At 40.1% G+C, this 11922-nt stretch carries 12 protein-coding genes and 2 pseudogenes; 4 read left to right on the top strand and 10 right to left on the bottom strand.

Annotated features, from left to right (window positions below):
- Positions 1-229 precede the first annotated feature (229 nt).
- Complete coding sequence (locus tag VM640_RS17125) at positions 230-439, top strand: ATP-binding protein (protein WP_414647895.1); 210 nt, start codon at positions 230-232, stop codon at positions 437-439.
- Here VM640_RS17125 and VM640_RS03785 read toward each other — a convergent pair.
- The gene (locus tag VM640_RS03785; RefSeq protein ID WP_325390087.1) at positions 389-613 is read right to left on the bottom strand and encodes a hypothetical protein; all 225 of its coding nucleotides are present in this window, start codon (positions 611-613) and stop codon (positions 389-391) included. The two genes, VM640_RS17125 and VM640_RS03785, sit on opposite strands and share 51 nt — an antisense overlap.
- On the opposite strand from VM640_RS03785, the pseudogene VM640_RS03790 reads away from it, so the two are divergent.
- Positions 601-1203 (top strand): annotated as a pseudogene (locus VM640_RS03790) (phosphatidylserine decarboxylase); the annotation flags it as partial. The gene VM640_RS03785 and the pseudogene VM640_RS03790 sit on opposite strands and share 13 nt — an antisense overlap.
- Here VM640_RS03790 and VM640_RS17090 read toward each other — a convergent pair.
- The 5 genes from VM640_RS17090 to VM640_RS03810 are packed head-to-tail and all read right to left on the bottom strand — an operon-like array spanning position 1200 to position 5378.
- Positions 1200-1289: a hypothetical protein gene (locus tag VM640_RS17090; protein WP_349255219.1), complete on the bottom strand. Its 90-nt coding sequence runs from the start codon at positions 1287-1289 to the stop codon at positions 1200-1202. The pseudogene VM640_RS03790 and the gene VM640_RS17090 overlap by 4 nt on opposite strands.
- Before the next feature lie 53 nt (positions 1290-1342).
- A complete protein-coding gene (locus VM640_RS03795; RefSeq protein WP_325390088.1) occupies positions 1343-2431 on the bottom strand; it encodes a GerAB/ArcD/ProY family transporter in 1089 nt (362 codons plus the stop codon).
- A 7-nt stretch (positions 2432-2438) separates the two neighbouring features.
- Positions 2439-2648, bottom strand: coding sequence for a hypothetical protein (locus VM640_RS03800; RefSeq protein ID WP_325390089.1), 210 nt, complete (start codon positions 2646-2648; stop codon positions 2439-2441).
- A gap of 4 nt (positions 2649-2652) precedes the next feature.
- Positions 2653-3816 (bottom strand): Ger(x)C family spore germination protein, encoded by a 1164-nt coding sequence (locus tag VM640_RS03805; RefSeq protein ID WP_325390090.1) that lies wholly within the window; start codon positions 3814-3816, stop codon positions 2653-2655.
- A 5-nt stretch (positions 3817-3821) separates the two neighbouring features.
- Positions 3822-5378, bottom strand: coding sequence for a spore germination protein (locus VM640_RS03810; protein WP_325390091.1), 1557 nt, complete (start codon positions 5376-5378; stop codon positions 3822-3824).
- A gap of 330 nt (positions 5379-5708) precedes the next feature.
- Between VM640_RS03810 and VM640_RS03815 the strand changes: the two are divergent.
- A pseudogene (locus VM640_RS03815) lies at positions 5709-6400 on the top strand (IS6 family transposase); the annotation flags it as partial.
- A 506-nt stretch (positions 6401-6906) separates the two neighbouring features.
- Here the strand turns inward: VM640_RS03815 and rpsI are convergent.
- The 4 genes from rpsI to truA all read right to left on the bottom strand — a co-directional run bounded on the left by rpsI (position 6907) and on the right by truA (position 9518).
- Positions 6907-7302 (bottom strand): 30S ribosomal protein S9, encoded by a 396-nt coding sequence (rpsI, locus tag VM640_RS03820; RefSeq protein WP_325390092.1) that lies wholly within the window; start codon positions 7300-7302, stop codon positions 6907-6909.
- Between the two features lie 23 nt (positions 7303-7325).
- Positions 7326-7757 carry a 50S ribosomal protein L13 gene (rplM, locus tag VM640_RS03825; RefSeq protein ID WP_325390093.1) on the bottom strand — a complete coding sequence of 144 codons (432 nt, stop codon included), beginning with the start codon at positions 7755-7757 and terminating at the stop codon, positions 7326-7328.
- Between the two features lie 195 nt (positions 7758-7952).
- Positions 7953-8621 carry a hypothetical protein gene (locus VM640_RS03830; protein WP_325390094.1) on the bottom strand — a complete coding sequence of 223 codons (669 nt, stop codon included), beginning with the start codon at positions 8619-8621 and terminating at the stop codon, positions 7953-7955.
- Between the two features lie 60 nt (positions 8622-8681).
- The gene (gene truA / locus VM640_RS03835; protein ID WP_325390155.1) at positions 8682-9518 is read right to left on the bottom strand and encodes a tRNA pseudouridine(38-40) synthase TruA; all 837 of its coding nucleotides are present in this window, start codon (positions 9516-9518) and stop codon (positions 8682-8684) included.
- 355 nt (positions 9519-9873) lie between these two features.
- Here truA and acs point away from each other — a divergent pair, with 355 nt between their 5' ends.
- On the top strand, positions 9874-11808 hold the full coding sequence (acs, locus tag VM640_RS03840; protein WP_325390095.1) for an acetate--CoA ligase: 1935 nt from the start codon (positions 9874-9876) through the stop codon (positions 11806-11808).
- The last annotated feature ends 114 nt before the right edge of the window (positions 11809-11922 follow it).

Below are 11922 nucleotides of genomic sequence, written 5' to 3' on the forward strand. Positions count from 1 at the left end.
TAGTTGAATCAAGTTTTACACCTCTTCCTTGTGCGTTAATTTGGCTTGTCACCTTATTTTACCGCACAAATGGATAGAGGTGTAATTATTTTTACCGAACTGTCGTTTGCCGTTAATGTTTTTTGTAACAGACTCTAGTAGTATTAGTTATCTTTTTTTAGTTTCGTGCCCACCCCCCTGGGTACATTATACGTTATGAGGGTGGAGCAATTGTCGTGATCTTCTGAAAGTGGTTGATGATCGTTATGGTCGAAAGTCCATCGCAATATCTGCGCAATTGCCACCAGTTGCAAAGTGGCATGGTGTCTTTGAAGATGCTACCATTGCAGATGCGGTACTGGATAGGCTGGTTAACAATGCTCACAGGATAGAGCTGAAAGGCCCAAGCTTAAGACCACACAGTTCCCAAAATAAAGGAGGCGATGGCACAACTGAATAATCTATGATAAACTCCATGCATGAGGTACCGGCCTTTGGCCGAATTAGATAAGACTGATGGCCGGATACCGTAAGAACGGTGCCCGGATGTTTTGGCAATCAGTGGTCGGATAACATAAGAATGCCGGTCTGAATTAACGAGAATAACCATCGGATAACCATTCACTAATTTCATTGGGAGATGGGAAGCTTTTTGCTTATGAAAACATAGATTTAGATTTAGATAGCCTGGTTCAAGTCAAGGGCTTTACGTATAGCCTTAGAGAACTGATTAAAGATGATAGAGTCGCTGAGAAATATAGCAAAGGGACGTGCTTAATTTTAAGACTCTGCCCAACGGATTATCACCGCTTTCATTTCATAGACAGCAACGGACCTGTGAGGATACGCTAAAAATAAAAGGAGCTTACTACTCTGTAAATCCAGTCGCACTTCAAAAGGTCGAGAAACTATTTTGTGAAAATAAAAGAGAATGGAGCACCTTCCATTCAGATCACTCTGGTGATGTCTTATATATAGAGGTCGGAGCAACCTGTGTCGGTTCAATTATTCAAACCTATACTCCTAAGAAGCGCGTAAATCGTGGGGAGGAAAAGGGCTATTTCAAATTTGGTGGTTCCACAGTGATCCTCTTCTTCGAGTCAAAAAAAGTTAGAATTGACGGGACATTGTTGATCAAACCAAACTCGGTTATGAAAGTTATGTGTTAATGGTGAAAAATTAGGGAGAAAAAGCGATACAGCTGCTTTTTCTCCCCACTGTTAGTAACCCCTTACATTATAAACGATTGAACCCGTAATAACAGCAAAATCGAAATCAGGTAATGCCCCCGGTATATTTAAAGAATCCATTTCTGTAAATTGAAGGTTATGCGGATTTTCAACGACATCATTTGAACTCGCCGTTAAATAGTCATTTTATTTTTTCTTGCTTTAATCTCTGCTGAAATCCATATAATAATAGGTAGTATCACTTGGAAAGGAAAAGCGTAAAAAGGATAAACTTTAAAAGCCCAATATTTCATCTCCATACTATTATCAAAAACTGTATAAGAAAAATAAATCATTAATAATCCAGTCTGTATCACTATCGATCTGTAATCCTTTAGATTGAACATTTTCCCAATTCCTTTACATGCGACTAATAAACAGATTGAACTTTTTACAAAAACACCAAAAACAAATACAATAGCCACAGATACTTCTATTCTTTCTAAGAAATCACCGATTTTAATCCTGCCTACAGCTGCATAAGAAGGGAAATAAAAGCTATCCATCATATTGCCTAAAACTGCAATGTTTCTAATTGTTGTAATAATTATAATGATTGCTGAAATTAATATCCCCCAATAATAGACCTTAAAAGGTGACTTTTTTGTTTTTAATGAACCAAATACACCTATAAATAGGACTGTTTCAGCAAAGGGAAACGAAAAAGTCGAAAATCCACCTTTCAATACCGAGATTAGGCCATTCCCTAATATAGGTTTAATATAGTCTAAATGAAGTTGTGGTATTGCCAGCAATTCTACCACTACTAAAGTGAAAAATAGGATTGGAAGAAAATATGTAGTGGTTCTTCCCAATACTTCTATTCCTAACCTCACAGCAATAATACACACCAATCCCAAACAAAGTAAGGACACAAACATTGGTGTTTCAGGCATGGCTACTATCTTGATGAATTCGCCAAAGTTGCGAAGCACCAATGCACCTAGGTGAAAAGCATACCAGATATATATAATGGCAACAATTCTACCTATCACTTTTCCTAGTGCTATATTCAGAATATCAAATAAATCTTTCCCCTGGAAAAGTGATAGTATTCTTGAAAATACAAGTAACATAGGAATAGCCATAATACAGCCCACTATTCCGGCGATCCATGCATCATTATTAACCTCTCCTCCAACGCCAACAATGAGTGAGCTTCCAATAACAAATACGATTAAAAGACATATTGCTTCCTTGTCTGTAATTTGCTCTTTTTGCATTATAAACCTACTTTCCAAATATAGAAATAATCAATTCCCGAATTGGCTTTTCAGGGCTTGGAATCTCTACATTCAGACACAATAATATGGCAATTGTAAAGGAAGAAATCCCCAATACAGCATTTGCCCAAAAGTCATGCCAAAGTTTTTGCTTGTATAAGGGTATAAACTCATAAATAGCCAAAAAAGTATATCCTATAATTGCCAATATAAACATACTGTTAATCACCTTCTTCAACAGTCTTAGATAACACTGCACTATTTTTTATATGCACCCTCGTATTAACGTTCACCTTCAAATCTTTAAAAACGTCTTCCCAATTATTGCCCACACTATTCCACACTTGTGCTTTATCTTCCCGTAACTTTGCCCCAAATCCGAAGATATCTGCATCATATTCTGATTGCATTTTCTTAATTAATGATTCAATTCGTTCTTTCAATGTATTTTCAGCACTTTGTTCCAGTTCATTCCGTCCTTCATCATCAAAAATGTTCTCTGTACCCTGTATTTCGTCAATAGCAACTGTTGTATCGATATTTAAGTTTATTTCAATGTTCCCATTATCCTCACCATCTGCAACAGGCGTGAATTTTGTTTTACTTTTAAATATTTTAAGAGAAACTAAGGTAGGTACATTGTTTGCATGCATTTCTTCAATTAATATTCCACCTTTAACCTCATTTCTAATGAAAGTCAAATCTTTTGTTTCTTCACCATTTAGAAAGCCTACCAGCTTATGGTTTTTAATAATTGCAGTCCCCATTATTTGAGGTACCATTTTTCCCTCCATTTTCTTTAGATTTACAGAAGGAATTATTGTTGAAACACCTTTAGTTTTTGATTCAATATCAAACTTCAAAATATCAACTATTGGCGCTTTACTTAAACTCTCTTGATTTTTTATCATTTCATCCAATGCAAACGATTTGATATCCTCTGTGGTTCCCTGTCCATCAAATATTTCCTTGGCAGATGCTCCTTCAGAAATCAACATATGAATATCCTCCCGCGTTTCAGAGTCACGATTATACCAATCAACAACTTCTGTGACCCCTTCACTTGCAATTTCCTTACTTAAAATAATAACCTTTGCATGACTCCAATAAAGTCTTTTCCCGGATAAGGTTATTAAATTTCTGGCAGCGTCAAACAAAGTCTTTCCTTCCATCGTTATCGTTTTTGACGTCATATTTGTGTCCTTGCCTGTACTAACCTGGATAATTTCAACGGTCATTTGAAATTGATTATTTATCCCTTTATCAACAGCTACACCGGCAATAATTGACAATTTATCTACTTCCCTATAACTCCAACAGCCTGTAGTGAATATTTCATTTATCAAGAGCATCAATACCAGCAAGGTAATTCTTTTTTTTCTCATATAAGCTATTTCTCCTTGCTTTTCCTTGATGACTGTCTGACTAAGTCTTTCGCTGCAATAATTTTAGGTCTTAAGGTCATGGTCCACCATGGGGCACGAATCCATGCATCCTGTCCATCATGGTTTCTAGCTCTAGTGACGTTCATCATGTAAGGTACACCAAAAGAGCGGATACTCATTAAATGCAGATAAAGAATAATAAAGCACAATAAGAATCCGTAGACCCCTAAAAATGAAGCCCCCAATAATAAAAAATTCCGGAAAATAATGGTTGCACTTATAAAATTCATGTTGATCAATGTCATAATTCCTGTTAGAGCAGTTACAATAATGACAGGAGCACTTACCAATCTTGCTTCTACAGCAGCTTGGCCCAATACAAGCGTACCAACAATGTTTACTGCCTGACCTATCGAAGATGGCATTCTAGTACCGGCCTCCCGTAAAATATCGAATATAAGAAACATTATAAATAACGATACTGCTGTTGGAATTGGAACATTCTGCCTTGAAGCAGAGATGCTCAACAGTAACGGTGTCGGCAACATTTCCTGATGGTAAGTGACAATTGACAGAAATAGTGCGGGAATAGTAATGGAGGTTACTGCAGTAAAACCTCTCATAAGCCGATTCATGGTGGAAAAAATGTAGTTATTATAGTAGTCCTCATTCGCTTGAAAATTCTCAACAACTAAAAATGGAACCGTTAATACAAAGGGACTTCCATCAACAAACAGAGCTATTCTGCCCTCCAGAAGCTTTGCTGCAATAACATCTGGCCTTTCACTTGAACCTACCGTCTCAAATGGAGAATAGGGTGCATCTTTGATCAGTTCCTGAATATACCCGGAATCCATAACACCGTCAATTTCTATTTTATCCAGACGTTGCTCCAATTCGCTTAATATACCTTCCATAGCCAAACCTTCAATATAACAGATGCAGGTTTTTGTATGCGTTCTTTCACCAATTTCCTTGAACTTGAACTTTAAATCGGGATTTTTTATTTTACGCCGTACCAACGACAAGTTCACCATAATTGATTCCGTAAAGCCTTCCCTCGGTCCACGGACAACCCTTGAGGACCTCGGCTCACTTATTGACCTAGCCTGCCCGCCTTTTGAACTGATGACTAAAGCTTTGTCATATCCTTCTAGTAAAAAAAGCGTATCTCCATTAATAACGGAACTTACCATTTTGTTAATTCCAGTTTCCAAAGTCACATTATTTGAAACAATAACCTTCTTCTTTAATTCTTCTAATAAATTGTCACTTTCAATATCTTCCGATAAATCACAGGAAAGGACAGGCTGAATGATATTCTCGTTAACAATTTCTGTATTCACCATTCCATCAAAATAGATAATACAGCATTGTGCAGTTTTTAACCGCTTATTTTGAAATTCTCTGATAATTAACGTTTCATCATTTTCAAAAATATTTTTAAACAATGATATATTATTACCCAGCGATTTATACAAACTGTTATTTTCTACATCGTTATTTGTTTCTTTACTGTTCATGATACTTTCTGGCTTTCTTTTTTGATATTTTTTAAACATAACATCACCCAAGTATATTATTAACATGTTTTCTCATTATATCCGATTTGTAAATCTCGGATTCAACATCAAAATAGCATTTGCAGCACATGGTAAGCGCCATCTTTTTACTAGGGGCGGAAAATCTTTTTAGAACAGCAATATTCCGGCTATATGTATCATCGGCTAAAATTCTTTCACTGCCGTTGAACTTGTTTGCAACATTACACTTGGTACTTGATAATACAACAGCCCACATTTCGGTTCTGGTGCAAATAAGATTTTCTACTTTTAACATCGCCCAAACCCTGTTAAGATGATATCACTTTCAACTTAGGGGGTACACAGATAATGGTAAATATCTTTAAATGGAAACACTTCGAGTCTGAGATAATATTGCTTTGCGTTCGCTGGTATCTAAAATACCCTTTATTTTATAGAAACCTTGCAGAAATGATGGCTGAACGTAGCTTATCAATATCTCATACAACTATTCTTCGTTGGGTTCAGCAATATTCACCTATTATTAATAGCAGGATCAGAAAGCATCTCAACACGACCAACGATTCCTTGAGAGTTGATGAAACTTATATTAAAATCAAAGGTCAATGGTCTTATCTATACGGAGCTGTTGATTCTGACGGTGCAACAATTGATTTTTGGATTTCTGAAAACCGGGATAAAAAGTCAGCAGAAAAGTTCTTCAGAAAAGCCCTGAAAGCCAATCATAATCAAATGCCAAGAGTAATTACCACTGATAAATATTTCACCTATGAAGTCCTGATTAATGAGCTTATATATGGCGGCAGACTTTCATGTAATACTCAGCATCGGCAAATAAAATATCTTAATAATATCGTCGAGCAAGACCATCCTTTATTAAGCGAATTGTCAAACCAATGCTAGGGTTTAAAAGCTTCAAGTCTGCATGCTCCACAATTTCCGGTATTGAAACCATGCACATGCTTCGAAAAAATCAAGCAGGTCGAATGACTCCATTGGAAGAAATGGAGTTTATTCAACGTATCATGAATGTTGGTAGTAATTGTATTTTAAAGAACAGTTTTGCCATTTATGCCGTTTATATTATTAGTAATTTTTTTGCAACAGAGCCAAAAAATCCTCCCGTTTGTTGCTAAGCGTAAAACGGAAGGCCATAAGTATTTGATCGTCAATCACAAAATAAGAAGATGTCATACTGGAATTACTAGGACGAGAAATAGAGTCTTATTATGGAACAGTTAGGACTTGACCATAAACCTCATGATTGCCGTTATACCTTCGCCACCCTCATGGATAACGCAGATGCAAATAAGGTAAGTATTAAACGAATCATGGGTTATGCCAGTAAAGATATCACCGACAAAGTTTACACATACAAGGACATTACTGAACTTAAAAAGCCATTGATCTCATCTAATTTATATTGTCTATTACCTGTGTATTACTTGTCTATCACGTATAAAAATCCATGGGTTTTTAGAGAGACTTAAAAATTAGAAAATCCCCCAAACCGCAAGGGTTTGAGGGATTCGTGAATCTCTGATAATTAACGTTTGGAAAATTGTGGTGCTTTACGAGCTTTCTTCAAGCCGTATTTACGACGTTCTTTCATCCGTGGGTCACGCGTCAGGAACCCAGCCCGTTTGAGAGCAGGACGTAAACTAATATCCGCTTTCAGAAGAGCACGAGCAATGCCGAGGCGTAGTGCGCCGGCTTGTCCTGTCGTACCGCCACCATTAGCGAGAGCGATGACATCATATTTACCCAACATATCCGTAACATTAAACGGTTGTTGAACAATCATTTCCAGAGTCTTCTTACCGAAGTACTCACCAAGATCTCTTTTATTGATCGTAATCTTTCCTTCACCAGGAATTAAACGAACACGCGCAATTGCGTTTTTACGACGTCCAGTACCTTGATATTGTAATTGTGCAGCCATGAGTTATTCTTCCTCCTTCCCGTTTATTGAATAGTCCATGTTTCGGGTTGTTGAGCTTGATGAGGATGTTCAGCACCCTTGTATACCTTAAGCTTTGTATACATTTTCGCGCCCAACTTGTTATGAGGAAGCATACCTTTGATGGCATGTTCGACAGCCCGTTCAGGGAAATTTTGCATGAGTTTCCGATAAGGAACCTCTTTCAAACCACCGGGATATCCAGAGTGATGGCGATATAATTTTTGATCCAGTTTGTTACCGGTTAAGATAACTTGCTCAGCATTGATTACAATGACAAAATCCCCAGTATCAGTATTCGGGGTAAAGATTGGTTTATGTTTACCTCTAAGGATGCGTGCAGCTTCAGTAGCCAGACGACCCAAAGCAAGGCCAGTAGCGTCAATGACATACCATTTACGCTCCACCTCGTTCGCTTTCGCAAAGAACGTGGACATGATATTACCTCCAAAACTTTCCGTATTCTTTTATCTCTTCCGCTTCCGTGGGGCTCAATCACCTCAGCGTATGTTGCTTATATGGGGCTCAGGCATAATCAAACAACATAAAGACTCATGTTACTATTTTATGAAATTACACTATGAATGTCAAGGCTTTCTGCCTAATTTTTATGGAGTTTTACTTATTTTTACTTATTGAGACGTTATATTGGCGCTCCACTTCTTAAGCTCTCCAGCTTGCGTCGTATAGTTTAATTCAATTTGAAAATTACTTCCTGGGTTAAAGGAAAAAGTATCTCTTCCCTTGGCATTATTCAGTCCGGCTACAAAAAGGTCAAGCTCAACTTGTCCTGATCTTTTAATTCCTGTATCGGGTCCAAGGGGAATCAGGTTTCCTTGTTCGTAAACTCCCAGATTATACCCAGCTGGCGTCAGATGATTATTATAGATCCAATCCCAACGCAGTTCTTTCCCAAACTCCGAATAACGAATAAAGATGGATTCGAGCGAAACGGGTTGAGGTAACTGCAGCGTGAGATGAAAATGCCCATCCATAACTCCATCCAGATTGCCATCTATGGGACTTAGCACATCTGATTTTGCATCTACCCAGGAACCATTCATGCTCTCCGGAAAAAGGGCCGTAGCCGGCCCTACTGGAGTTGAGGACTGATCGGCTGCTTGCTTCGTCGAGGGCGTAGCTGCTGCCGGGGATTGATTTTGCGTCTGAGTTGCAGAATTGGCTGACGTTGTTTGCTTGGACGAACTTGTTGAACTTGTCTTACTCGCTCCGCATCCGCTCAAAAAGATAAGTGAGCTTAAGATCGTCATAAGGGTAAGCCTAAAAAGTGTACGTTTCATTTTAAACTCCTTTTTAATGAACTCCTGCTTGGTTGATCTCATTGAAATCAATTCATCCAATCATCTCAACTCAATTTTACTACTCGAGAACGAATTTTTCACGTCACTTTTCATTGGGGGCAAATACTCTGGAAAAATTTCATACGGACTTTCCTCACCATAATGGACATAACTTAGAGTTAGCCCCCGAGCCCGTGCCGTAATTCCAGCACGCTTTCGATCCAAACTGAGTAAAATATTCGGAATTTCTTCAGCTTGAATCCAACCCTTTCCGACATTAATCAAGGTCCCGGCAATAATCCGCACCATGTTATAGAGAAACCCATTACCAATACAGGTGATCCGTAGGAGTCCTTCATCCTCCTGGATTCGGCAAACGTACAAATTACGGTCAAAGGTTTTACTTACTCCTCCAGCCGAGGAAAAGGCTTTAAAATTATGCTTCCCTTCAAGCAAATGGGCAGCAAGTTTCATCTCCTCAACCCGTAAGGGAATCGGCTCATGCAGTGCATACAACCGGGTAAAGACATTGGAAATGGGTTGATTATCGATTCTGTAATCATAGCGTTTCCAGCGAGCGGAAAAACGAGCATGAAACTCCTGGGGAGCAGTCTGTGCTTCCAAAATCCGAATATCCCTTGGCAGCAAACTATTAAAAGCCTTCGGAATCTTTGCATCGGGAATTTGGGCTGCAGTTAGAAAATTGACCACTTGCCCGGTTGCATGCACACCTCTATCTGTGCGTCCCGCTGTATTTAGGGTAACTTCTTCGCCAACCAATTTTCTCCATACTAATTCTAGGGTACCCTGAATCGTCGGGCCATGGAATTCCGGTTGCCGTTGGAACCCATGGTACATTGTACCGTCATAACTTACTTTTAATCGTATATTCCTCATCATAACACTTCCAAATGAATCAATTTTAGACTAAACACTTGATAAATTCGAAATAAACGCCTTAGTCATCCAGAATGAATAATATAGGGTTAGCGGATAACCGTCAAGGGTCATAACCTTAGAATTGTAAAACAAAGATAAATCAGCTGAATATTCTGTCATTTTGTGAATCCACATTTTGTGAATCCAATAACTTGGATTTTTAGACCATTGACCGTTGGCACTGGTGCTTTCATCTTCACAACGTAAACTTCCTCCGTACCTTCTGATAAAATACCTGTAGAAGAAACTCGGCTAACTCCTCATCCTGATTTTAGGATGAGGAGTTAGCCAAGGAAGTTGCGGAGGGGATTTTATGCAGGAGGAACGATTAGAAGCTTTATTACAAGAGGACCGAGTATTTAAACCCAACCCGGAATTCACTGCTCAAGCAAACATTCGCACACCTGAAATCTACGAAATGGGGCAAGAGCGCCTCAACTTCTGGGAAAAACAAGCCGAACGTCTAGACTGGTTTGAACCTTGGGAGAAAACCTTGGAATGGAAGCCTCCCTTTGCTAAGTGGTATCTCGGAGGAAAACTAAACGCTTCCTATAATTGTCTTGACCGACATCTACAGGATTGGCACCGGAATAAAGCTGCTCTTATATTCGAAGGAGAAAATGGAGACAGTCGGGTTCTTACGTATCAAGATCTCCACCGTGAAGTCTCCCAATTCGCGAATGTTCTCAAATCCCTGGGAGTGAGTAAAGGAGATCGCGTTACGATTTACCTCCCGATGATTCCCGAAGCGGTTATCTCCATGCTGGCCTGCGCCCGGATCGGTGCTCCACATAGTGTCGTTTTCGGTGGATTTAGCTCAGACGCCTTACGGGATCGGGTTAATGATGCCCAAGCCAAAGTTGTTATTACTTCAGACGGTGGGTTTCGCCGAGGAAGTATCATTCCTTTAAAAGAAAATACCGATATCGCACTCCAAGACGTAGAATGTGTTGAACACGTCGTCGTCGTTCAGCGAACAGTCCATGGCGTAAACATGCAAGAAAATCGCGATATTTGGTACCATGAAGCCATGAAAAACGCTTCTCCAAATTGCCCAGCCGAGCCCATGGATGCGGAAGATATGCTCTTTATCCTTTATACGAGCGGAACGACCGGTAAGCCTAAAGGGGTAGTTCATACCACAGGCGGATATATGGTCGGAGTCTCAACAACCCATGAGTGGGTCTTTGACTTAAAAGAAGAGGATGTCTATTGGTGTACCGCTGATGTCGGCTGGATTACCGGTCATTCTTATATCGTTTATGGACCGCTTGCCAACGGTGCCACACTTGTCCTCTATGAAGGGAGCCCAGATTACCCGAATAAAGACCGTTACTGGGAAATCATCGAGAAATACCGGGTAAGTATTCTTTATACTGCACCAACTGCGATCCGGACCTTCATGAAATGGGGCCCAAGTTATCCGCAAAAACGAGATCTCTCAAGCCTTCGACTTCTTGGTACTGTGGGTGAGCCGATTAACCCGGAAGCGTGGATGTGGTACAACAAATATATCGGTGGAGAGCATTGCCCGATTGTTGATACCTGGTGGCAAACAGAAACTGGGATGATTATGATGACTCCTTTACCTGGAGTAACTGCCCTCAAACCGGGCTCCTGCACGGTCCCCTTTCCCGGCGTAAAAATAGAAGTGGTCGACAGCTCTGGAAAACCTGTTCCCAAAGGAAGCGGTGGCTACCTTGTCATCCGGGAACCCTGGCCCGCGATGTTACGGACCGTCTATGGGGATCCCCAACGCTATGAAAGCACGTATTTTGGCAACTGGCCCGGGATTTATTTCACTGGTGACGGGGCTAAATGGGATGAAGACGGTTATTTCTGGATTCTCGGCCGAGTCGATGACGTGATCAATGTCTCTGGGCACCGCATTGGCACGATGGAAGTAGAAAGCGCACTTGTCGACCATCCGTTTGTCGCCGAAGCTGCCGTTATTGGCAAGGCCCATGAAGTTAAAGGGCAAGCCCTCTCTGCCTTTGTCACCTTAAAAGAAGGGATCGAAATCTATCCCACGCTCATCGATGAACTGAAAAAACACGTCGCGAAAAAGATCGGCACCCTCGCCCGCCCCGATGATATTTTCTTTACCGCAGAACTACCCAAGACCCGAAGTGGAAAAATCATGCGCCGACTTCTCCGAGATATTGCTGAAGGGCGGGCCCTCGGGGATACGACTACTTTAGCCGATGTCACGGTCGTAAATTCTCTAAAGGCAAAATATCAGGATTAGGTCCCTTTGAAGGGTGGATTTTGTTCACTTGTTTCTGTCTCTATGTGAAGGGCCCAAGATTGTACAGATAAATGAGGGGGAAAGTGTATAGGTGTAGTTTTTGTGAAGGGCTTG

It is taken from the genome of Desulfitobacterium sp., assembly GCF_035539115.1.
Lineage (GTDB): Bacteria > Bacillota > Desulfitobacteriia > Desulfitobacteriales > Desulfitobacteriaceae > Desulfitobacterium_A.

Coding starts and splice junctions, on each gene's coding strand:
- VM640_RS03830 (WP_325390094.1), bottom strand. CDS start 8,621: ATGAAACGTACACTTTTTAGGCTTACCCTTATGACGATCTTAAGCTCA.
- VM640_RS03785 (WP_325390087.1), bottom strand. CDS start 613: ATGAAATTAGTGAATGGTTATCCGATGGTTATTCTCGTTAATTCAGAC.
- VM640_RS03805 (WP_325390090.1), bottom strand. CDS start 3,816: ATGAGAAAAAAAAGAATTACCTTGCTGGTATTGATGCTCTTGATAAAT.
- VM640_RS03795 (WP_325390088.1), bottom strand. CDS start 2,431: ATGCAAAAAGAGCAAATTACAGACAAGGAAGCAATATGTCTTTTAATC.
- truA (WP_325390155.1), bottom strand. CDS start 9,518: ATGAGGAATATACGATTAAAAGTAAGTTATGACGGTACAATGTACCAT.
- VM640_RS03800 (WP_325390089.1), bottom strand. CDS start 2,648: ATGTTTATATTGGCAATTATAGGATATACTTTTTTGGCTATTTATGAG.
- acs (WP_325390095.1), top strand. CDS start 9,874: ATGCAGGAGGAACGATTAGAAGCTTTATTACAAGAGGACCGAGTATTT.
- VM640_RS03810 (WP_325390091.1), bottom strand. CDS start 5,378: ATGTTTAAAAAATATCAAAAAAGAAAGCCAGAAAGTATCATGAACAGT.
- rpsI (WP_325390092.1), bottom strand. CDS start 7,302: ATGGCTGCACAATTACAATATCAAGGTACTGGACGTCGTAAAAACGCA.
- VM640_RS17090 (WP_349255219.1), bottom strand. CDS start 1,289: ATGGATTCTTTAAATATACCGGGGGCATTACCTGATTTCGATTTTGCT.
- rplM (WP_325390093.1), bottom strand. CDS start 7,757: ATGTCCACGTTCTTTGCGAAAGCGAACGAGGTGGAGCGTAAATGGTAT.